Annotated in this window: 20 protein-coding genes; 11 read left to right on the top strand and 9 right to left on the bottom strand. The window is 69.9% G+C overall.

Features of this window, described 5'->3' with window-relative positions; all coding sequences use genetic code 11:
* The 3 genes from JNB61_RS06125 to JNB61_RS06115 are packed head-to-tail and all read left to right on the top strand — an operon-like array spanning position 1 to position 3318.
* Entirely contained in the window at positions 1-888 is an 888-nt protein-coding gene (locus JNB61_RS06125) for a branched-chain amino acid ABC transporter permease (protein ID WP_220288771.1), read from the top strand.
* Positions 888-2000: a branched-chain amino acid ABC transporter permease gene (locus JNB61_RS06120; RefSeq protein ID WP_220339051.1), complete on the top strand. Its 1113-nt coding sequence runs from the start codon at positions 888-890 to the stop codon at positions 1998-2000. The genes JNB61_RS06125 and JNB61_RS06120 overlap by 1 nt, the downstream gene beginning before the upstream one ends.
* Positions 2001-2043: 43 nt before the next feature.
* A complete protein-coding gene (locus JNB61_RS06115; RefSeq protein ID WP_223214647.1) occupies positions 2044-3318 on the top strand; it encodes an ABC transporter substrate-binding protein in 1275 nt (424 codons plus the stop codon).
* Positions 3319-3371: 53 nt separating this feature from the next.
* Here the strand turns inward: JNB61_RS06115 and JNB61_RS06110 are convergent, their stop codons facing one another.
* A complete protein-coding gene (locus JNB61_RS06110; protein ID WP_220339050.1) occupies positions 3372-4031 on the bottom strand; it encodes a GntR family transcriptional regulator in 660 nt (219 codons plus the stop codon).
* 176 nt (positions 4032-4207) lie between these two features.
* Between JNB61_RS06110 and JNB61_RS06105 the strand changes: the two genes are divergently transcribed.
* The 3 genes from JNB61_RS06105 (at position 4208) to JNB61_RS06095 (ending at position 9159) form a co-directional block, all read left to right on the top strand.
* Positions 4208-5758 (top strand): aldehyde dehydrogenase family protein, encoded by a 1551-nt coding sequence (locus tag JNB61_RS06105; protein ID WP_220339049.1) that lies wholly within the window; start codon positions 4208-4210, stop codon positions 5756-5758.
* Between the two features lie 49 nt (positions 5759-5807).
* The gene (locus tag JNB61_RS06100; protein ID WP_220339048.1) at positions 5808-6692 is read left to right on the top strand and encodes a PaaX family transcriptional regulator; all 885 of its coding nucleotides are present in this window, start codon (positions 5808-5810) and stop codon (positions 6690-6692) included.
* Between the two features lie 94 nt (positions 6693-6786).
* Positions 6787-9159, top strand: coding sequence for a DUF6351 family protein (locus JNB61_RS06095; RefSeq protein WP_220339047.1), 2373 nt, complete (start codon positions 6787-6789; stop codon positions 9157-9159).
* A gap of 175 nt (positions 9160-9334) precedes the next feature.
* Here JNB61_RS06095 and JNB61_RS06090 read toward each other — a convergent pair whose 3' ends face one another.
* The 4 genes from JNB61_RS06090 to JNB61_RS06075 form a co-directional block, all read right to left on the bottom strand.
* Complete coding sequence (locus JNB61_RS06090; RefSeq protein ID WP_159841137.1) at positions 9335-9916, bottom strand: PadR family transcriptional regulator; 582 nt, start codon at positions 9914-9916, stop codon at positions 9335-9337.
* Positions 9917-10098: 182 nt separating this feature from the next.
* A complete protein-coding gene (gene ligM, locus JNB61_RS06085) occupies positions 10099-11508 on the bottom strand; it encodes a vanillate/3-O-methylgallate O-demethylase (RefSeq protein WP_220339046.1) in 1410 nt (469 codons plus the stop codon).
* 101 nt (positions 11509-11609) lie between these two features.
* Positions 11610-12485 carry a formyltetrahydrofolate deformylase gene (gene purU, locus JNB61_RS06080; RefSeq protein WP_220288779.1) on the bottom strand — a complete coding sequence of 292 codons (876 nt, stop codon included), beginning with the start codon at positions 12483-12485 and terminating at the stop codon, positions 11610-11612.
* Positions 12482-13303 carry a methylenetetrahydrofolate reductase gene (locus JNB61_RS06075; protein ID WP_220339130.1) on the bottom strand — a complete coding sequence of 274 codons (822 nt, stop codon included), beginning with the start codon at positions 13301-13303 and terminating at the stop codon, positions 12482-12484. Before JNB61_RS06075 ends, purU begins: the two co-directional genes overlap by 4 nt.
* A gap of 394 nt (positions 13304-13697) precedes the next feature.
* Between JNB61_RS06075 and JNB61_RS06070 the strand changes: the two genes are divergently transcribed.
* From JNB61_RS06070 to JNB61_RS06050, 5 genes are all read left to right on the top strand, one after another.
* Positions 13698-14690 (top strand): ABC transporter substrate-binding protein, encoded by a 993-nt coding sequence (locus JNB61_RS06070; RefSeq protein ID WP_220339045.1) that lies wholly within the window; start codon positions 13698-13700, stop codon positions 14688-14690.
* A gap of 95 nt (positions 14691-14785) precedes the next feature.
* Complete coding sequence (locus JNB61_RS06065) at positions 14786-15631, top strand: ABC transporter permease (RefSeq protein ID WP_220339044.1); 846 nt, start codon at positions 14786-14788, stop codon at positions 15629-15631.
* The gene (locus JNB61_RS06060; protein WP_159841147.1) at positions 15628-16452 is read left to right on the top strand and encodes an ABC transporter permease; all 825 of its coding nucleotides are present in this window, start codon (positions 15628-15630) and stop codon (positions 16450-16452) included. The genes JNB61_RS06065 and JNB61_RS06060 overlap by 4 nt, the downstream gene beginning before the upstream one ends.
* Positions 16445-17266 carry an ABC transporter ATP-binding protein gene (locus tag JNB61_RS06055; protein ID WP_159841148.1) on the top strand — a complete coding sequence of 274 codons (822 nt, stop codon included), beginning with the start codon at positions 16445-16447 and terminating at the stop codon, positions 17264-17266. The genes JNB61_RS06060 and JNB61_RS06055 overlap by 8 nt, the downstream gene beginning before the upstream one ends.
* Positions 17263-18090 (top strand): PaaX family transcriptional regulator, encoded by an 828-nt coding sequence (locus JNB61_RS06050; protein ID WP_159841149.1) that lies wholly within the window; start codon positions 17263-17265, stop codon positions 18088-18090. Before JNB61_RS06055 ends, JNB61_RS06050 begins: the two co-directional genes overlap by 4 nt.
* A gap of 135 nt (positions 18091-18225) precedes the next feature.
* Here the strand turns inward: JNB61_RS06050 and JNB61_RS06045 are convergent, their stop codons facing one another.
* The 4 genes from JNB61_RS06045 to JNB61_RS06030 are packed head-to-tail and all read right to left on the bottom strand — an operon-like array spanning position 18226 to position 21935.
* Positions 18226-18693, bottom strand: a complete 468-nt coding sequence (locus JNB61_RS06045) for a DUF3237 domain-containing protein (protein ID WP_220339043.1) — start codon at positions 18691-18693, stop codon at positions 18226-18228.
* Positions 18690-20213 carry an o-succinylbenzoate--CoA ligase gene (gene menE, locus JNB61_RS06040; protein ID WP_220339042.1) on the bottom strand — a complete coding sequence of 508 codons (1524 nt, stop codon included), beginning with the start codon at positions 20211-20213 and terminating at the stop codon, positions 18690-18692. Before menE ends, JNB61_RS06045 begins: the two co-directional genes overlap by 4 nt.
* A 51-nt stretch (positions 20214-20264) precedes the next feature.
* Positions 20265-20717: a MaoC family dehydratase gene (locus JNB61_RS06035; protein ID WP_159841152.1), complete on the bottom strand. Its 453-nt coding sequence runs from the start codon at positions 20715-20717 to the stop codon at positions 20265-20267.
* 27 nt (positions 20718-20744) lie between these two features.
* Positions 20745-21935: an acyl-CoA dehydrogenase family protein gene (locus JNB61_RS06030; protein ID WP_220339041.1), complete on the bottom strand. Its 1191-nt coding sequence runs from the start codon at positions 21933-21935 to the stop codon at positions 20745-20747.
* Position 21936 lies beyond the last annotated feature (1 nt).

Below are 21936 nucleotides of genomic sequence, written 5' to 3'. Positions count from 1 at the left end.
GTGAACCCCGGCACCTTCATCCAGCTCGTGATCGACGGCCTCTCCACGGGTTCCATCTACGCAGCGCTCGCGCTCGCCATCGTGCTCGTGAACCAGGCGACCGGCCTCATCAACTTCGCCCAGGGGGGCATGGCCGTGCTCTCCGCCTACATCGCGTGGTCGCTCAACGGGTTCGGCGTGCCGCTCATCCTCGCGATCCTCGCCGCGATCGTCGTCTCGTTCTTCCTGGGCGCGCTCATCGAGCGGTACCTCATCCGGCGGTTCGAACGGGGCGATCCCGACACCGCGGTCGTCGTGACGATCGGCCTGCTCACACTCATCACGGGGCTGTGCGCCTGGATCTGGACGTACAACAACCGGCTCTTCCCGTCGCTGTTCCCGCTCGAGACGATCCGGATCGGCGGGGCGGTCATCAGCGTCCGCTCGCTCGGCACGATCGTCGTCATCGTCGTGATCATGGGCCTGATGCAGGCGCTCTTCCTCGGCACGAAGCTGGGCCTGGCGCTGCGAGCCGTCGCGATCAACCCCGCGTCGGCCGCCTTCTCGGGCATCAACGTCGGACGCAACCTCATGGTCGGCTGGGGCCTGGCCGCCGTGCTGGGCGCCGTCGCGGGCGTGCTCGTCGCCCCGCAGCTGACCCTGACGCCCGGGATGATGGACTCCGCGCTCGTGTACGCGCTCGCCGCGTGCATCCTCGGCGGCCTCTCGAGCCCGATCGGCGTCGTCGCGGCCGCTTGGCTGATCGGCGTGCTCGAGAACCTCGCGGCCGTCTACATCCCCTTCATCGGGCACGACCTCAAGATCGCCGTGCCGTTCATCCTCATCTTCGTCGTGCTCCTCGTGCGGCCCCAGGGCCTGTTCGGCCGGAAAGCGGTGGTGCGGGTCTGATGCCTTCGACCGCGGAGCACTCGAACCGGACCCCCTTCTTCGATCGACCGTGGGTGCGGTGGGCGGGGGTCGGCCTCGTCGTGGTGCTGATGATCGTCGTGCCGCTGATGCTGCCGGAGTTCGCCAACCAGACCATCGCCCGCATCGGCGTCTTCGCGGTGGCGGTGCTCGGCCTCAACGTGGTGATGGGCTACACGGGCCAGGTCTCGCTCGGTCAGATCTTCTTCGTCGGCGTGGGGGCCTACGCGACCGCGTTCGGGGTCAACGCCGACTGGAACATCCTGCTCGTCTTCCTCTTCGCGTGCGCACTGCCCAGCGTGCTCGGCCTCCTCGTGGCGCTCGCGGCCGCGCGGCTCGGCGGCCTGGCCATCGCCATGGTGACGATCGCGCTGCCCCTCATCGGCGTGCCGCTCGCCAAGCGGCTGTCGGACTTCACCGGCGGGTCGCAGGGCACCTCGGCCCGGTTCTCCGACGCGCCCGAGTGGACCGGCCTCTACGACGACCAGTGGCAGCTGTACATCGTGTTCCTCATCGGCGGCATCACCTTCCTCCTCACGCGCAACCTGGTGCGCGGCAAGTACGGCCGTGCCTTCGCCATCGTGAAGGGCAACGAGGCCGTGGCAGGATCAATGGGCGTCTCGCCGTACCGCTACAAGGTGCTCGCGTTCACCATCGCCTCGCTCATCGGCGGGGTGAGCGGGTTCCTCTACATGGTCGTCGTCCAGTACACGTCGCCCGAGACCATGAGCTTCGGCCACTCGATCGAGCTGCTGGCGTCGATGGTGATCGGCGGCGCGGGCAGCATCGTCGGCTCGATCCTCGGCGGCATCTGGTATGTGCTGGTGCCGCAGATCACGAACCTCATCGACCCGAACATCACCGCGGTGCTGCAGGGCGCCATCCTCCTGATCGTGCTGTTCATCCTCCCCGGCGGCCTCGTGTCGCTGCCGAGGCTGTGGCGCCGTCGCCGCCGTGACGGCGACTCTCCTCGCGGCCGCGCAGCCACCGGAGCCGTCGAGCGGACGGATGCTGCAGCATCCGTCACCGGATCCTCGACGGTCGGCGATGCCCTGGGTGCGCCGCCGGGCGCGCCGCCTCCGTCGCAGCCATGACCCTCCCGAACGCAGTCACAGAAAACACAGAGAGGCAGGACCAATGAGCACGAACCGCAGGAAGATGCGCGTCGCCTCGGTCGTCGCCGGGATCGGCATCGTCGCCGTGCTCGCCGCCGGCTGCTCACGCGGCGGCGGCACGCCGAACAGCACCGAGGACGGCGGCGGGTCCGCCGAGGCGAGCCCGGGCATCACCGACTCGTCGATCACGCTCGGCATCACGACCCCGCTCTCGGGGCCGACCGCCGGCCCCGGAACGTGCACGGTCGCCGGCATCACCGCCTACTTCGGCGCCAAGAACGCCGACGGGGGCGTGGAGTTCGGCGACGGGAACACCCGCACGGTCGAGATCGAGGCGCTCGATGACGAGTACGACCCGCAGAAGGCGAAGGCGAACTACGACCAGCTGAAGAGCAGCGTGTTCGCCATGACCGCGGGCCTGGGCACGCCCACCAACCGCGCATGGCGCGAGGCGGCGATCGCCGACGAGGTGCCGCAGGTGCTGATCATGACGGGCGACCCGATCTTCAGCAACCAGGAGGAGAGTCCCTGGCAGCTCGGGTTCGTCCCGATCTACCAGAACGAGGGCGAGGCGTTCGGCGAGCTGCTGGCCGGATCGGGCGAGGAGCACACGGTCGCGATCCTGTCGCAGAACGACGACTACGGCGAGGGCTACGTCGAGGGGTTCAAGAACGCGATCGAGGGCGCCGACAACATCGAGATCGTCAAGGAGCTCACCTACGAGGCAACCGACACGTCGGTCGACGCGCAGCTCACCGAGCTCGCCGGCTCGGGAGCCGACGTGTTCTTCAACGCGATGTCGATCACGCCGCTCGTGATCTCGTCGCTGCAGAAGACGCAGGAGCTCGGCTGGCTGCCCTCGTGGTTCCTGCCGTCGAACACGTCGAGCCCGAGTGCGATCCTCGAGCCCGGTGGCGCGGCCGCGTTCCCGGGCGTGTACACGGTGGCGTTCGCGCAGTCCGCGGCCGCCCCCACCTTCGCCGAGAGCGAGGAGGGCGCCGCTTTCCTCGAGCAGCTGAAGGAGTACGCGAACTACCCCGACGTCCCGGCGTTCCCGCACTGCGTCTGGTCGTACCAGATCGGCGCGACGCTCGAGGAGGTGTTCGGCAGCATGACCGAGCCCACGCGCGAGAACTTCATGGAGGCGCTGCGCGACGTCTCGGGCTTCACGGCCCCGCTGATGCTCGAGGGCTCCACCGTCGACACGACCGAGGACGGCCAGCCCGCCGTCTCGACCGTGCAGGTGCAGAGGTACAACGGCAAGGGCTACGCCCCCGCCGAGTCGTGGGACGAATGACCTGAGTGCACGAGGGGGCGGGCGGAGGCATCCGTCCGCCCCTTCGCGTCGGTTCACTCCATGCCGTGCAGCACCTCGACGATGCCCGAGAGGTGCGCGCGGGTGGCGGCCTCGGCGGCGTCGGGGTCCTTCGCGAGGATCGCGTCGATGATCGCGATGTGCTCGGGCGCCGACGTCGCGGCGCGGCCCGGATGGAAGGCGAGCCGGAACTGGTGGCGGGCGGACTGCGCACGCAGGCGCTCGAGCAGCTGCGTCGCGGTGCCGTGGCGGCTGAGGTCACGGATGCGGCGGTCGAGCTCCTGGTTGAGGCGCGAGTAAGCCATGAGGTCGCCCGACTTGATCGCCCCCTCGATCTCGGCGCGCAGCGCCCGTAGCCGGTCGGCGTCGGCGGGGGTCAGGTTCTCGGCGGCCTTGCGGGCGCACAGCGTCTCGAGGCCGATGCGCACCTCGACGATCTCGATCGCCTCGTCCACGGTGATCGCGCGCACGCGCGCACCGCGGTTGGGGAGGCGCTCGACGAGTCCTTCGCCGGCGAGGTTCAGCAGCGCCGTGCGCACGGAGGCTCGCGAGGCGCCGTAGCGCTCGCTGAGGTCCGCCTCGATGAGCCGCTGGTGCGGCGCGAACTGGGCATCGAGGATCGCCTCGCGGATCACCTGCGTCAGGTCGGGACGCTCTGTGGTGTCGTCCTCGCTCAGCACTGCAGCATCCGTCATCTCCGCCAACCCCCTTCGGCCCCTTCGTCCGTGCACTGACACTATCTCGCGGGAAGCCGATCATCACGAAGAATCTCATACGAAATCCGCGCGAAAATCGTCGACAATCTTGATTCGCACGCAGGGCGCGGGCAGGCTGAAGGAGGCTCCGGATATGCACAGAGAGGTGGTCGGAGATGACTGATGTCGAGAACGCAGTGGTGAGCACGGATGCCGTGCGAGGCACGGCGCAGACCGGTTCGCCCAGTGGCGCGGCGGTGCGCACCGGCCTGTACATCGGGGGTGAGGAGCGGTTCACCGACGACGTGCTGACGATCGCCGATCCCGGCAAGCCGGGCGCCGTGGTCGGCGAGGCCGCCGCCGCGACGGAGTCGGATGTGAAGGATGCCGTGGCAGCCGCGAAGAAGGCGTTCCCGGCGTGGGCGGCGCTCACGCCGCAGGAGCGTGCCGCCAAGATGGCCGAGGCGATCGCCGGCATCGCGGACGACCGCGACGAGGACGCCGCGATCCTGTCGCAGGAGAACGGCAAGATCCGCATGGAGTCGTGGATCGACGCGCTCGTCTTCGAGATCCGCTGGAACCTCGCGCTCATGCTCGCCGACGAGGTCGACACGTCCAAGACGCTGCCGCCGGTTCCGGGCGCGATCCCCGTGTCGACCGACGTCTCGTACCAGCCGCTGGGTGTGGTGACCGTGATCGTGCCGTTCAACTGGCCCATCGCGATCCTCGGCGCCTCGCTCCCGCACGCGCTCCTGGCGGGCAACACCGCGATCGTGAAGCCGCCGCCCTCGGCGCCGCTCGCGACGACCCGGGTCGTGCAGCGCGTGGCCGAGAAGCTCCCGCCCGGCGTTCTCAACGTCGTGACCGGACGCGACCAGGACATGTCGGGGCTCATCCAGAACCCCGACATCGCCAAGGTGTGCTTCACGGGCAGCGTGAACGGCGGCAAGAGGATCATGGAGATGGCGTCGAAGACCCTCACCCGTGTGACGCTCGAGCTCGGCGGCAACGATGCGGCGGTGTTCCTGGAGGACGCGGTCCTCGACGACGCGCACCTCGACCGCCTGTACGCGGCGATCTACGACACGACCGGGCAGATCTGCATGAACGCCAAGCGCGTCTTCGTGCACCGGTCGCGCGCCGACGAGCTCGTCGCGGGGCTGTCCGCGCGGCTGGAGGCGGCACAGCTCGGCTACGGCCTCGACGAGGGGACGACCATGGGGCCGCTGCACCAGCCGGCGCAGAAGGCGTTCGTCGACGAGATCATCCAGGAGGCGAAGGATGCCGGCGCCGACGTCCGCGAGTTCGGGCAGCTCCCCGGTGGCGAGCTGGAGGGTGGCAACTTCGTGCGCCCGGCGATCGTCGTCGACCCGGGGCTCGACCTGCGGGTCGTGACGCAGGAGCAGTTCGGGCCCGTGATCCCGGTGATCCCGTTCGACGACGAGGCCGAGGCGGTGCGGCTCGCCAACGACACGTGGGGCGGCCTGTGCGGCTCGGTATGGACCGCCTCGTCCGAGGCGGCGCAGCGCGTCGGCTCGCAGCTGGAGTGCGGCTACGTGTGGGTCAACGACCACGGCGCAACCCGGCTCGACCTGCGCGCGCCCTTCGGCGGCATGAAGCAGTCCGGGTTCGGCCGGGAGCAGGGCATCGAGGGCGTGCGCGCCTTCCAGGACACCCGCTCCATCGCCACCCTCGACCCGGAGGCGCTGGCCTCGATGGCTCACTGAGCACTCCGCGTGACATCTTCCCGCCGGCGCCGGTGGGAAGATGTCACGCATGACTCTCGCCGACGACGCCGCCGGCTCGCCCGAGTTCCGCCGGGTCTCGCCCGTCCGACAGGTCCTCACCGTCTTCGGCGACTACTGGTGGGGCGTCGACGACCCTCTTCCGACCGGCGCGCTGGTGACCGCGCTCACCGACCTCGGCCTCAAGGAGGCCGCAGCCCGGGCGACGCTTGCTCGCATGGTGCGGGGCGGGCTGCTGGCGGCCGAGCGGGCGGGACGCCGGACGACCCACAGCCTCACCCCGCGGGCTCTGGAGATCGTCGAGGAGGAAGGCGCCTGGCTCGAGTCGTTCGGTCTGGTCGAGCCCTCGTGGGACGGGTTGTGGACGGTCCTCGCCTTCTCGATCCCCGAATCCGAGCGGTCGTCGCGGCACCTCGCGCGATCCCGGCTCCGCTGGCTCGGGTTCGCGCCGCTGTACGACGGCGTGTGGGTGTCGCCGCAGGATCGTGCCGCGGCGGCGATGGCCGAGCTCCGAGAACTCGGGGTCGGCGACGTCACCGCGATGCGCGCCACTCTCCAGACGACCATCGCGGGTGGTGCGCAGGCGGCCTGGAACCTCGACGACATCGCCGCTGAGTATCGACGATTCGCGGCCGCCATGAAGCCGGGGGAGCCCGATGGGCCGGTGGCGGCCTTCGTGGAGCGCATGCAGCTCATGCTCGGCTGGCAGGCGTTCCGGCTGCTCGACACCGGCATGCCCGCCGAGCTGGTGCCCGGCGATTGGCCGCGTGCGGCCACCCGTCGCGCGTGGGCGCAGCGCTACAACGAGCTCGGAGACGCCGCGGAGAGCCGCATCCGCGCGCTGGTCGGCGAGATCGACGCGGATCTCGCGCGGCGGGTCACGCGTCGCCGGATGACGGAGAGGGCCGACACTTAATCTTTCGTTGACGAGCGTCACAACGAGTTCTACTCTGTCGCGTAGGCGGCAGCGACGATGCTGCGCCGTGACGACGACGTCGACGGAGAGTGCAATGAAGAGATCCAGAACCGGGCCGCTCGCGATGGGGGTGCTCGCTTCGGCGGGGCTCATCCTCGCCGGCCTTTCCCTGCCGACCGCGGTCAGTGCCGCGCAGCCTGTCAAGATCGAGATCGAGTCCGGACGCGCCGACAGCGTCTCCGGCGGCGACGCCCTGGTGTCGGTGGCCGGCGCCCGCGACGATTTCCGCATCCTGTCGGCCGGTGTCGACGTCACCGAAGCGTTCCATGCGGTCGACGGGCGGCTGATCGGGCTCGTCGACGAACTGCCGCTGGGCGTCAGCGAGATCCAGGTCACCAAGAAGAACGGTCAGGTCCAGGCCACGCTCGAGGTCGAGAACCACCCCATCACCGGTCCCGTGTTCTCGGGGCCGCAGCATCCGATGTACTGCACGGCCTCCGGCGCGCCCTGGAACCTGGGTGCCGTCGACGAGGACTGCCACGTCGCGGCTCCCTCGGTGAGCTACCGCTACCGCACGACCACTGGGCAGTTCGCGGACTACCCGACGGACGGATCCACCCCGGCCAACCTCGCGACGACCACCGTCGACGGCGCCACCGTGCCCTACGTCGTGCGCGTCGAGCGTGGGACCATCAACCGGGCGGTCTACGAGACCGCCGTCCTCCACCTGCCGGGCTCAGCGGAGCCCGCTGCCTGGACGACCACCCCCGGCTGGAACGGCAAGCTCGTCTACACCTTCGGCGGCGCGTGCGGCGTCGGGTACTGGCAGGGCAGCAGCACCGGCGGCGTGCAGAACGACCTGTTCCTGAGCCGCGGCTACGCGGTCGCGTCGGCGACGTTCAACGTCTACGCGCAGAACTGCAACGACGTCACCAGCGCCGAGACCGCGATGATGGTCAAGGAGCACGTCATCGAGCAGCTCGGCCCCGTCGACTACACGATCGGCTCGGGCGGCTCGGCGGGCACCATGCAGCAGCTGCTCCTCGCCAACAACTACCCGGGCATCCTCGACGGCGTGCTCGGAGAGATCGGCTACCCCGACGAGCGGTCGACCACGATCGGCGGCCACGACTGCCGTGCACTGCTCAACTACTGGGGCACGCCCAGTGGCGCCGGCTGGACCGACGCGCAGAAGGTCGCGGTCACGGGGCACGCGCTGCCGGGGACGTGCTTCGGCTTCACGTTCTTCGACGGCGTCGACGACCCCAACCGGGGCTGCAACCCGGCGATCCCGGTCGCCGACCGCTGGTCGCCGTCGAACCCCGAGGGTCTGCGCTGCACGATCGCCGACATGGTGAAGAACGTCTACGGCACGGATGCCGAAGGGCGCGGCCTTCGCGTGGAGCCCGACAACGTCGGCGTGCAGTACGGCTGGAACGCCCTGCAGAGCGGTGCGATCACGGTGGAGCAGTTCGTCTCGCTCAACGAGCAGGTCGGCGGCATGGGCGTCGACGGCAACCGCACCGCGGCACGTTCCGAGGCGAGCGTCGAAGCGATCGAGCGGGCGTACGAGACCGGGCGCATCAACATGATGACGGGCGGTCTCGGGTGGACGCCGGTGATCGAGATCCGCAACTACACCGATCCCACGGGCGACTTCCACGAGCGCTACCGGTCGGCCATCATCCGCGAGCGCATGCTGGCGGCCTACGGCGACGCCGGAACGCACGTCAACTGGACGGGCGCCAACATCGGGGCGAACACCAACCAGATGCGGGTGGCGGCGCTCGACAAGCTGGAGGACTGGCTCGACGCGATCGAGGCTGCCGGCGGGCCCGGCGACCGTGCACGCACCGTGGCCGCGCGGCCCGCGGACCTCGTCGACGGGTGCTTCGATGCGCAGATGGCGTTCATCGCCGAGCCGCTCGACTACGACGACCCGTCGACGGCGTGCAACACGCTGTACCCGTACCACTCGCAGCCGCGGGCGGAGGCGGGCATGCCGCTGATCGCGGACGGTCTGAAGTGCGCGCTGACGCAGCCCGTGCGGACGGACTATCCGGCGATGAGCGACGCGCAGTGGGCGCGGTTCACCGCGACCTTCCCGTCGGGGGTCTGCGACTGGGACGCGCGCCCGCAGGGCTACAAGCCGCTGGAAGGCACGTGGCTCGACTTCGGAACGACCGAGACCGTGACCACCGCCGCACCGGAGGTCGTGGGCACCCCGCGCGTCGGCGAGTCGGTGGCGGCTGAGGTCGACGCGCCGGAGGGCGCGGCGATCGCGTACCAGTGGATCGCGGACGGCACACCTGTCGCCGGAGCCACGGAGGCGTCGTTCAGCCCCACGGCCGACCTGGTCGGAGCCGAGCTGCGGGTGCGGGTGACGGTGTCGGCAGACGACCTCGTCGCGCAGACCCTGCTGTCGGCCGAGACCCAGGCGGTGAAGAAGGCACCGGGCAAGCCCTGACCCTCGCACCCGCATCCCCCTGCCGACGTGTCGGCAGGGGGATGCGCTGTTCGGGATGGAGCAGATCGTCGTTCGGGGCGCGCCGGGCACGTTCGGGGCGTGCGCCGCACGCCCCGAACGTGCGCGATGCGCCCCGAACCGAAGAGGATCGGCCCGAGCCGGGAACAGCGCCGGGTCAGGACTCCAGGCGGTCCACCAGCGCGAGGCCCCGGCGCGCCCAGGCGATCTCGCCCTGGGCGCGCTCGACGAGGCCCTCGTAGGCGAAGCGCTTGTACGCGATGGTGCGCTCGCGGTCGGCGTCGGGTGTCACCGTGAGTCTGCGGACCAGCATCGGGTTGGCGACGGCGTCGATGCGCTCGAGCTCGCCCTCCCACTGCGCCAGCTCGCCCTCCCACTGGGCGATGTGCCGCTCGAGGAACGTGCGGGCGGCCTCGGGCGTCGCGGTCTCGAGATAGGCGGCGCGCAGGTGCGCGGGGTCGCGCACGCGCTGGTAGTCCAGGGGAGCGGCCATCCAGTCGAGGAAGGCCTGGTTGCCGGCGTCCGTCACGTGATACATCCGCCGCGTGCCGCGCTCGCCGCGGGTCTGCTCCTCGCCCTCGATGAGGCCGAGCTCCTCCATCTTGCGCAGTTCGGGATAGATCTGGGAGTCGGGCGCGTGCCACACGTGACCGACCGACTGGTGGAACTGCTTCTGCAGGTCGTATCCCGACAGCGGGCCGACCCGCAGGATCGCCAGCAGTGCGTAGCGCAGGCTCATCGATGCTCTCCTCTCGCCCGAGGGTAGCGGCCGCAGACGCCGAGACTTCACCCGAGCGCCGAGACTGCGGGGTTTCCCGCAGTCTCGGCGCTCCGATGCCGTCTCGCCGCCGGAGCGGCCGGGCCTGAATGGTACGAGGGGGCCCGCCCGGCCGCGGGCGGACCCCCTCGGGTCGGGTGGGGTCAGGCGGATTCCTTGTACCCGGTGCGCCAGCCGCCGTGGTACGTCTGGCGGGCCACCGTCGAGTACGGCACGGGGGAGACCACCGCGCGCACCTCGAGCTGCTTGTGCGGCTCGACCGACGCCTTCTTCGTCCCGCCGTCGGGCTCGCCCCAGACGACCGTGACCTCTGCGCCCTCGGGCACGTCGGGGTTGACCGTGGCGAGCGAGAGCGCGCGCTTCTCGTTGGCGCTGTACCCGGTGAACATCGAGAAACCGACGACGTTGCCGTCGGCATCCGTCACCGAGTCGTAGTTGGCCGACCCGTAGTTCGCCAGCGGCAGGTCGAAGAACTTGTAGCTGTCGCCCTCGGTGTCGAAGAGCGACGCGAAGATCTTCGTGACGTCCTCGGCGTTCCACGCGAGCGTCACCTTGCGACGCTGCGTGGCGGGGTCGATCTTCTCGAGCGCGTCGCGGCCGATGAAGTCGTGGTCGAACTTCACGAACGAGCCGTAGCCGAGCTCCCACGGGGTGAGGTAGTAGTCCTCGATGTTCTGCGACACGAACGACCCTGCCAGCGTGCCGGTCGCCTCGTAGCTGTCGACGCCGAGCCACTCGCGGTAGCCGCGCTCCTCCTCGCCGGAGTAGATCGCCGGCAGCGGCGACGGGATCCAGCCCGACTCGAGCGTGTTGGACGGGTAGGCGCGGGAGCCGACCGGCACGAGGCCGAACTCGGCGCCCGCCTCGACGATGATGTCGCGCACGCGGTGGTGGTCCTCGTACGGACCCCACACCTCGAGGCCCGGCGCGCCGGCCATGCCGTGCCGCAGCGTGCGGACGTTCGCTCCGCCGATCTGCATCTCGGACATGCTGAAGAACTTCAGCTGCTCGAGCGGCCCGCCGTTGAGCTTCTCGATTACCTGCCATGCCGCCGGGCCCTGGATCTGGAACCGGTAGTAGCGGCGGCTCACCGCGTCCCCGTACGGGCGCGAGGGGGAGCGACGGTCGACCGTGACGTCGAGGTTCGAGTAGCCGCCGGTCTCACCGTGGTACAGCAGCCAGTTCGACGCGGGCGCGCGCCCGACGTAGACGTACTCGTCCTCCGCCTCGTGGAAGAGGATGCCGTCGCCGATGACGTGTCCCGACGCGGTCGTCGGCACGTACTGCTTGGCGCGGTTGACCGGGAAGGTCGCGACGGAGTTGATCGCCGTGTCGGAGATCAGCCGGATCGCGTCCGAGCCCTTGAGGAACACGTTGTCCATGTGGTGCGACTGGTCGTAGAGCACGGCGGTGTCGCGCCAGGCCTTCTGCTCCTTGATCCAGTTCTGGAAGTCCGCGGGGACGACCGGGTAGATGTACGAGCCGATCTGCGAGTTGCGCAGCATCTCGACGGCGTTCTGGCCGTCGATGAGCTCCTGCAGATTCTTCGCCATGGGGAACCTCTCTGTTCGTGGGTTGTGTGGTGGTGGGACGGATGCCGCGGCCCGTGCGTGTCGACCGGTGGGTGAGCCCGTCGAGCCACGGCGACCGGGCATTAGGTGAAGACGATGGTGTGGTTGCCGTGCCGGATGACGCGGTCCTCGGCGTGCCACTGCACGGCGCGGGACAGCACCGCGCGCTCGACGTAGGCGCCGCGGGCCTGCAGGTCGGCGGCGGTCATGGCGTGGGTGACCCGGGCTACGTCCTGCTCGATGATGGGCCCCTCGTCGAGGTCTTCGGTCACGTAGTGGCTCGTCGCGCCGATGAGCTTCACCCCCCGCTCCTTCGCCTTGCGGTACGGGGCCGCGCCGATGAAGGCCGGGAGGAAGGAGTGGTGGATGTTGATCACCGGGACCCCGACGTCGTCGAGGAACGAGTCGGAGAGGATCTGCATGTAGCGGGCGAGCACCACGAAGTCGACGTTGCCCTTGAGCAGCTCGACGATCCTCGCCTCGGCGGCGGACTTGTCGGGCCCCTGGGACGGGACATGGAAGAACGGGATGCCGAAGCTGCGGACGTCTTCCGCCGTGTTGGTGTGGTTCGAGATCACCATCGGGATGGTGACCGGCAGCTCGCCGCGGCGGTGCCGCCACAGCAGTTCCAGCAGGCAGTGGTCGCTCGTCGAGGCGAGGATCGCCATGCGCTTGGGGATGGACTGGTCGGTGATCCGCCATTCCAGCCCAAGCGGCTCGAGCGTCGCGTCGAGGTCTGCCTCGATCTCGGGGAGTGCCGCCTGGAGGTCGGGGCGATGGAACACCACGCGCTGGAAGAACTCGCCACCCTCCGGGTTGTCGGAGTACTGATCGAGCGTCACGATGTTGCCCTGGTTGCGGGCTACGAGCGCCGTCACCGCGGCGACGATGCCCGACCGATCGGGCCCGTGCACGATGAGGCAGGCGTGATCGCGCCGCACTTCCAGGTGGGTCGTCATCGACGAGCCCCCGAGGACTGCGCCGCGACGAACTCCCGTGCCCACTGCGACGTGGCGAGAAGGCCGCCGAACGTGTAGAAGTGCAGCTTCACGTCGCCGGACTTCGGGTCGTCTGCCAGCAGGGCCGCGAGGTCCGACACGAAGCGGTCGGGCCCGGCGGTGCCCATGAGGTTCGTCAGCGAGAAGCCGTACTTCTTCACGATCATGGCGTTCGCACCGATGCCGAAGCGGCGGGCGAAGCCCAGCAGCCGCTTGACCCCGGCGGGGCCGGGGGTGCCGATGCGGATCGGCGCGTCGATGCCGCGATCGCGCACCGCGTCGATCCACGTCATGACGGGAGCGGTGTCGAACGCGAACTGCGTCAGGATCACGGCATCCAGTCCCTCCTGCGCGAGGGCGAGCGCCTTCTCGTCGAGATGGCGCCACAGCACGTCGCCGGGGATGTCGGGGTGGCCCTCGGGGTAGCCGGCGATCGAGACCTCTCGCACGCCGAACTTCTGCAGCACGCCCGACCGGATCACGGTGAGGGAGTCCGGGTAGGGGCCTTCGGGCTCGGCGGGGTCGCCGCCCACGGCGAACACGTGCTCGGTGGCACCGACCTCCGCGAGGCGCCCGAGGAACTCCTCGAGCTCGTCCTGCGACCGCAGCCGGCGCGCCGAGAGATGGGGGACCGGAACGAAGCCCATCTCCTTCACGGCCTTCGCTGCCGCCACGCGCATCTCGAGGTCCTCGTTGCCGAGGAACGTCACGTTGATCTTCGTCCCCTGCGGGATCATGTCGCGGGCTTCTTCGAGGCCAGGGATGTCTTTGCCGGTCATCTCCAGCGAGAAGCCGTCGACGAGGGCTGCGGCCTTCGGGGAGACGGGATTCTGATGTGCCACTGATCGAGGTCCTTTCCTCGGCGCGGGCGCCTTCGCACCGCGGGGAGTGATGTCAGATTACCTATGGACATAGGTAATGGCAATAGCTAATGGCTGATGCTGTCCTGTCATCCTCCGCGTCGGCGCACAGGGGGGCCGAGCAGGGCTCCGTTGAACGGATGTGGGGAGCCGTTAGTTCAAGAGAAATGTGACGCGCGTCACGAATCTGTTGACAATTGCCCGCATCTGGCGCACGATGACTCTTGTCCGGCACGCCGAGGTGAGGACTCCGGCCCTGCGCCGGACGAGACCCGGCGGCCGACCCACCCGCACCGTCACGAGAGGCCCGTCAATGAAGAAGAGTCTTGTCACCCTCGGCGTTCTCGCCGCAGCAGCGCTCGCGCTGAGCGGCTGCACCGATTCCGCCGCGGATCCCGCGTCCACCGCCACGTCCACCGGCGACGCCGGCGACTCGGGCGAGCTCACCAAAGTCCGCGTCGCGGCGCTCCCCATCGCCGAGACCGGCGCGCTCTGGGCCGCCATCGACGAGGGGATCTTCGAGGAGCACGGCCTCGAGATCGAGGTGGTCCCCTCCCAGGGCGGCGCCAACGCGATCCCCGCGCTCCTCAGCGGCGACATCCAGTTCGCGATCGGCCAGCCGTTCGGGCCGATCCGGGCCGACCAGCAGGACCTCGGCGTCGTGATCGTCGGCAACTACGCGAACAGCCTCGCCGACGAGACGGACGTCAACGCGGTGGTCGCACTGGGTGATTCGGGCATCACGCGGCCCGCCGACCTCGCGGGCAAGAAGGTGTCGGTGAACACCATCGGCGCCGCCGGCGACCTGACGATCCGCAAGGCCGTGCAGGACGACGGCGGAGACCCCTCGACGATCGAGTTCGTCGAGGTGGCGTTCCCCGACGTGCCGGCGCAGCTCGAAGCGGGCACGATGGACGCCGCGTGGGCGCCCGACCCGTTCCGCGCGATGATCGTCGGTGACGGCGGGGTGTCGGTCGTGCAGCCGTACCAGGCGACGATCCCCGGACTCTCGGTGCTCACGAACATCACGACGCAGGCGATCCTCGACGAGGATCCCGAGCTCGTGACGGCGTACTCCGAGGCGATGGCCGAGGCGCTGGACTGGGCGGCCGACAACGAGGAGGCTGTGCGCGCCGCGATCGCGACCAACCTCGACATCCCCGAGGAGGCCGCGGCGGGCATCACGCTGCCCACCTTCACGTGGGACCTCGGCGGCGCCGGCATCGAGGACCTCGGCGCTCTCGCCGTCGAGTTCGCCTACATCGATGCCGAGCCCGACTACGACCGCCTGCTCCAGCAGCAGTAGTCGCACGACGAGAGGGTGACGGATGCCGCGTGCAGCGGCATCCGTCACCTCCCACGCCCCGTCATCCCCTCGTCTCCACCAGATCGGACCCCCCGATGGCCACCGCTGACGCTCCCCTGATCGTCGCCACGCCGCCGCCGCGTCCTGCCCGCAGCGCCCGCCGGTCGCGAACGGCGCGCAAGATCGCGCTCGGCATCGCCGGCATCCTCGGATTCCTCGTCACCTGGCAGCTGCTGCCGACGATCGGCCTCGTCGACCCGCGGTACTTCCCGAGCGCCACCGTCACCCTCGCCGCCCTCGGCGAGCAGATGCGCGACCTCGAGTTCTGGCGCAACGTCGGACGCACGATGACCGCGTGGGGCCTGGGCCTCGTCATCGCGACCGTGCTCGCCACGGTGCTCGGCACGATCATCGGGCTCGTCCCGTTCCTGCGCCGCGCGACGCACACCACGGTCGAGTTCCTGCGGCCCATCCCCTCGGTCGCCCTCATCCCACTCGCGATCCTCATGTTCGGGCTGCGCATCGAGGCGGCCCTCGTCATCATCGTCTACGCCAGCTTCTGGCAGGTCTTCATCCAGGTGCTCTACGGGGTCGCCGACATCGACACCGTCGCGCGCGACACGGCGCGCAGCTTCGGTCTCTCGCGCGGCTCGCGCATCGTGAACCTGGTGTTCCCTACGGCTCTGCCCTACCTCATGACGGGGCTGCGCCTGGCCGCCGCGGTGGCGCTGATCCTCGCGATCACCGCCGAGATGTTCATCGGCAATCCGGGGCTCGGCCGCGAGATCGTCTTCGCCCAGTCCGCGGGCAACTGGCCCGTGGTCTATGCCCTGGTCATCGTGACCGGCATCCTCGGCCTTCTCATCAACCTCGTGTTCCGCGCGATCGAGCGCCGCTCGCTCGCATGGCACCAGTCGGTGCGAGGGGAGGAGGTCCTGTGACCCTCTACACGAGCACCGTCGTGACGCCGCGCCGGCGCTCACGGGTGTGGGCGAAGATCGGCGAGAGCACGCTCTACGCGATCGGCCTGCCTCTGCTCCTGCTGGTGATCTGGGGCGTGTGGGCCACCATCAGCCCGGCGCTGTTCTTCCCGCCGCCGCTCGAGATCCTCGACGCCTTCGTCGACACCTGGATCGGTCCCGCCTTCGTCACCGACGTGCTGCCGAGCCTCGGCAGGCTGGCGATCGGCATCGTCATCTCGATCACGGTCGGCATCGTCGCCGGCACGCTGATCGGCCTCAACCGCTGGCTGCGCGAGCTGCTCGAGCCGATGCTGGAGTTCTTCCGCGCCGTGCCGCCGCCGGTGCTGCTGCCGATCGTCGTGGTGCTGATGGGGCCGACCGACGCCATGAAGATCGTGGTCATCGTGGTCGGCTCGGTGTGGCCGATCCTCCTCAACACGATCGAGGGCGTCCGCTCCACCGACTCCGTCATGACAGAGACCGCGCGATCGTTCGCGGTGACGCCCGGCGAGCGGCTGCGCTACCTCGTGCTGCCCGCGGCGAGCCCCCGCATCATGGCGGGCGTGCGGCAATCGCTGTCGATCGCCCTCATCCTGATGGTGATCTCGGAGCTGGCGTACTCGTCGTCGGGCCTCGGCTATCAGATCGTCTACTTCCAGCGGAACTACCTCATCGCCGAGATGTGGAGCGGCATCCTGCTGCTGGGACTCATCGGTATCCTGCTCGCGGCGATCTTCGGTCTCGTCGAGCGACGCGTGCTGCGCTGGTATCACGGAATCAAGGAGGTGGAGCGTGCCTGAGCCGCTTCAGACAACGCAGACGCTCTTGAACGTCGAGCACCTGCGCAAGGTGTACGAGTCGTCGACCGGCAGCGTCGAGGCGATCGGCGACATCGGGTTCCGGATGGATGCCGGCGAGCTGGTGTGCATCGTCGGCCCTTCCGGATGCGGCAAGACGACGCTGCTGAAGTGCATCGCCGGCCTGCTCAAGCCGACGTCGGGCGTCGTCGAGCTCGGCGGGCGGCGGGTGACCGCCCCGCCGCCGAAGATGGCCCTCGTGTTCCAGGAGTACGGGCGCAGCCTCTACCCTTGGCTCACCGTCCGCGGGAACGTCGAGCTGCCGCTCAAGCACAAGAAGCTCACGCGCGCCGAGCGCGATCGGCTCGTCGACGACGCGCTGAGCGCCGTCGGCCTGGAGCACGCGACGGGCAGCTACCCCTGGCAGCTGTCGGGCGGCATGCAGCAGCGCGTGGCCATCGCCCGCGCCGTCGCGTACGAGCCGGAGGTGCTCATCATGGACGAGCCCTTCGCCGCCGTCGACGCGCAGACCCGTGCCGACCTCGAGGATCTGGTGCGCAAGCTCCATCGCGAGCGCGGGATGTCGATCCTCTTCGTCACGCACGACATCGACGAGTCCGTCTACCTCGGCGAGCGCGTCATCGTGCTGTCGAAGTCGCCGACCTGGGTGCAGGAGGACCTCGCGATCGACCTCGCCCCGGAGCGGGACCAGATCACGACGCGGGCGCTGCCGCGGTTCACCGAGCTGCGCACGCACGTGTACGAGCAGATCCAGCGCGCCAAGCGCGGTGAGGCCGTCCGTCCGGAGGCGGCGTGAGCGTCGTCTCCACCGCCGACGCGTCGATCCTCACGCGCAAGCCTCGCCAGCTCCTGCTGGCGTTCTTCGGTGAGTTCGTCTGCGACCGGTACTTCGAGCCGCTGCGCGCCAGCGTGCTGATCGGCGCGCTCGAGAGCGCCGGGGTGGCCGCGTCTGCGGTACGCACGAACCTCGACCGGATGGTCCACAGCGGCATGCTCGAGCGTCGGCGGCTCGGACGCGAGATCGGGTTCGAGCTCACCGGGCACGGCAGCGAGGTGCTGCGCGAGGCATCCCATCGCGTCAACGGCCCCGCCCCCTTCGAGCCGCAGGGCGAGGGGTGGACCCTCGTGACCTTCAGCGTGCCCGAGCACCTGCGCGACCTGCGCCACCGCCTGCGGGCCGCGCTCACGTGGTCTGGCTTCGCCGTGCTGCGCGACGGCCTGTGGGTCGCGCCCGGGGCCGTGGATCTCGCTGCGGCCCTCGGGGCGATCATCCCGGATCTGCCGCCGGGTTCCGTCAACGCCTTCTCGGCGTCGGAGCTCGACGGCTTCCCCATGGCCGAGACCGTGCGCGTCGCCTGGGACATCGAAGGCATCCGAGCAGCCCATGCCGAGTTCATCGAGCACTGGGAGCGGGAGGACGCGGCGTCCGAGCTCCCGGCGGTCACCGCACGCACGCTGCTCGTCGCGGACTGGCTCGCCCTGCTGCGCGCCGACCCGCGCCTGCCGCGCCAGTACATGGGCGAGGACTGGCCGGCGGACCGCTCCTTCGAGCTCTTCACGCGGCGGCATCGGGAGTTCGCCTTCCCCGCGGTGCGCGACTTCGCAGGCCTCGTCGACTGAGCTCCCCGGTCTCCATGTGCGGCGGGAGCGAGCACGTCGTGACTTCTCTGCGTCGATATGCACGATGACGGACGGGCGCCGCGACGCAGATCCGCGATCGTGCACATCTCCGCGGTTCTGCACCGCACCGCGACGTCAGGTGACGCGGTACGCGACGTACCGCACGCGGTTCGCCTCGCGGATGTACGAGGCCAGGTAGAGCGAGCGCTCGAACTCGGGGCGCGCGGCGCACTCGAGGGTGAGCGCCGCGCGGAAGTAGTAGCGCGAGGGCTCCACGTCCTCGCCGCGCAGCAGCGCCTCGAGCACGGCGGGGTCGCCGCTGCGCACGCCCTGGGCGCGGATGTAGAGCAGCGAGCCGTCGTCGCCGCGCGCACTGTAGCGGCCGTCGATCTCGATCGAGCCGTCGGCGCGGACGGTCTGCCAGTCCGCGCCCCCGGGAAGGATCGTGCCGGCGAAGGCGCCCGTGACGGTGCCGCCGATCACCGGGATGATGCGCCTGTGGCCGGCCCGGGTCATGCCGTGGTCCTCGAGCGGGCCGAGGTCGGCGACGACCTCGAACGCGCGCTCGAGCGAAGGGATCGGCGGCTGCGGGGCAGGCGTCACGATCCCCGGCCGTACCGCTCGCGGAGATCGGCCTTGCGGACCTTCCCGGATGCTGTGCGCGGAAGGTCTTCGACGACGACGACGTTCTTGGGCAGTTTGTAGCGCGCGAGCAGTCCGTCGAGGTGTGCGCGGACGATCTCGGTGTCGACCTCGGCGCCCTCGCGGAGCGTGACGACGGCCCAGGGGACCTCGCCCCAGCGCTCGTCGGGTACGCCGACCACCGCGACCCCCGATATGCCCTCGATGTCGGCGATGAGGTTCTCGACCTCGGCCGGGTAGATGTTCTCGCCGCCCGAGATGATCATGTCCTTCAGGCGGTCGGCGATGTAGAGGTAGCCGTCGGCGTCGAGATAGCCGAGGTCGCCGGAGCGGAACCAGCCGTCGTCGGTGAACGCCGCCGCCGTCGCCTCGGGCTGCCCGTGGTAGCCGAGGAACACGTTCGGCCCGGCGACCTCGATCTCGCCGACCGTGCCGCGCGGCACCACGTCGCCGCGTTGGTCGGTGATCCGCACCTCGGTGAAGAAGTGCGGCAGTCCGACGCTGCCCTGCTTCTCGCGGGTCATCGCGGGTGAGAGCGAGGTCGCGCCGGGGGACGTCTCGGTCATGCCGTAGCCCTGCGAGAACGACAGCCCGCGCTCCTCGTAGGCGTTGAGGATCCGCGTCGGCACGGCCGAGCCGCCGCACGTGAGCTTCTGCAGCGTCGAGAGATCGGTCGTGGCCCACGCGGGATGATCGGCCATCATCTGGTACGTCGTGGGCACGCCGCTCAGCATCGTGATCCCGTGCTCCTGGATGAGCGCGAGGGCCCGTCCCGGTTCGAAGCCCTTCTCGAGCACGAGCGTGGCGCCCTTGAGGATGACCGGCAGCGCGCCCATCCCGAGCGACGCCACGTGGAACAGCGGCGAGATCATCAGCGACACGTCGGTGGAGACCACGTCGTAGTCGACGATGCAGTTGAGGGCGACCCACGTGAGGTTGCCGTGGCTGAGCACTGCGCCCTTGGGCTTGCCGGTCGTTCCCGACGTGTAGATGATGGCGGCCGGGTCGTCGAGCGTGACATCGGCCACCGTGTGCCCGCCGGGTGCCTCGGCGACGAGCCGCGCCAGGCCGGGATGCTCAGGCAGGCCCTCACCGGTCACGATGACGTGGGCGATCCGGCCCGCCTCGACTCCCGGCATCGCACGCTCGAGGAACTCGGCATCGAGCACCACGGCGCGCGCGCCCGAGTCGACGAGCAGGTGCGTCACCTCGGGCGCCGCCAGCCGGGTGTTGACGGGCACGAACACGGCGCCGAGCTGCGCGGCGCCGAACATCACCTGCAGGAACTGCGGGCTGTTCTCGCCGATGTAGGCGACGGCGTCGCCGCGGCGGATGCCGCGGTGCCACAGCACCGCGGCGACGCGGTCGGCCGCGTCCGCCAGTTCACGGTACGTCAGCTCGCCGTCGCCGAAGACGACGGCCGTCTTGCCGGGGTTCTTCAGGCGCCGTTTGGCGAGCCAGAACCCGATTCCCCTGTGCATCGTTGCGGAGTCCTCTCCCTCGAGGAGGTGGTGCGTTCGGACCCGATGGGGTCAGGCGTAGAAGCGGTACAGACCGCGGGCGACGACGGCGGGCTTGCCGGCGCCCTCGATCTCGATGGTCTGGTCGACGGCGAACTGGTAACCGCCGGGGATCTCGGTGACCTCGGCGATCACCGCGCCGCCGCGCACGCGCGCGCCGACCTTGACCGGCGACACGAACCGCACCTTGTCGAGGCCGTAGTTCACCCGCGTGGTCACACCGGTGACGTCGAACAGCTCCGACCAGAACTTCACGGTCAGCGACAGCGACAGGAAGCCGTGCGCGATCGCCCCGCCGAACGGTCCCTCTGCGGCCCGCTCGGGGTCGACGTGGATCCACTGGTGGTCGTCGGTGGCGTCGGCGAAGAGGTTCACGCGCTCCTGCGTGACCTCGAGCCACTCGGTCCAGCCGAGGTCGGTGCCGGCGAGGCCTGCGACGTCGGCGTAGTCGACGGTGGTGGTCATGGGGTCTCCTTCGATCGATCGGATGGTTCAGGTGAAGGCCGAGGCGCCCGTCAGGGCGCGGCCGACGATGAGGGCGTTGATCTCGTGCGTGCCCTCGTACGAGTACACGGCTTCGGCGTCGGCGAAGAAGCGGGCGACGTCGTGCTCGAGCAGGATGCCGTTGCCCCCGAGCACCTCGCGGCCGAGCGCCACGGTCTCGCGCGCCAGTCGCGCCGTCTGCAGCTTGGCGAGCGCGGAGTTCTCGTCGGCGTACTCGCCCTGATCCTGCCGCGCGGACAGCTGCACGACGAGAGCGAGCGAGGCCACGGTGTTGCCGAGCATGCGGGCGAGCTTCTCCTGCACGAGCTGGAACCCGCCGATAGGCCGCTCGAACTGGTGCCGCTCGCGCACGTACCGCACCGCCGCGTCGAGCGCACCCGCTTGAAGGCCCGCAGCGATCCAGGCGACGTCCGAGCGCATCGCCCGGAGGATGCGCGATACGTCGCGCCAGCCGTTCACGTTCTGGAGGCGCTCCGCCTCGGTCACCCGCGCGCCGTCGAGCGCGATCACCGCGTTCTGCATGGGGCGCAGCGCGACCTTGCCGCCGATCGCCTCGAGCCGCACGCCGGGCGCGTGGGTGGGCACGAGAAACGCCTTGACCGCGTGGTCGTCGACGTCGCGGGCGAACACGACGAGCACATCGGATGCCGCGGCCCCGCCGATCCACTTCTTGCGGCCGTCGATCACCCACTCGTCGCCCTCCCGGCGTGCGGTGGTGGCGAGGCCGCCGGCGATGTCGGACCCGTGCTCCGGCTCGGTGAGCGCGAAGACGCCCTTCAGATCGAAGCTGCGCACACGAGGGTCGAGCTCCGCCGCCTGCGCGGGCGATCCGCCCAGCGCGATCGCGGTGCGGAACAGCCCGGACTGCGCGTTGTAGAGCGTCGCCACCGACACGTCGGTGCGCGCCAGCACGTAGTTGCGGAACCCGGAGTACACGCTCGACGCCGCCTCCGCAGCATCCATTCCCTCCGGCTGCATGAGGTCGAGCGGGATGAGCGCATCGAGCACCTCGGGCGGCATGGTCGCCGTCTCCCACGCCTGGGCGAGGAGGGGATGGATGCTGCGCTCCAGCGTGTGCTGCAGACGCCCGAGCGCTGCCCGCGCGGCCGGGCTGAGGTGCGCGGCCGCGATCGCGTACGGGTCGAACCCGAACGTGGCATCGGCCTCGAGTGCGGGCATG

The organism is Microbacterium ureisolvens, from assembly GCF_019511645.1.
GTDB classification, from domain to species: Bacteria; Actinomycetota; Actinomycetes; order Actinomycetales; family Microbacteriaceae; genus Microbacterium; species Microbacterium ureisolvens_A.
This window is presented reverse-complemented; position numbering and strand designations above follow the sequence as displayed.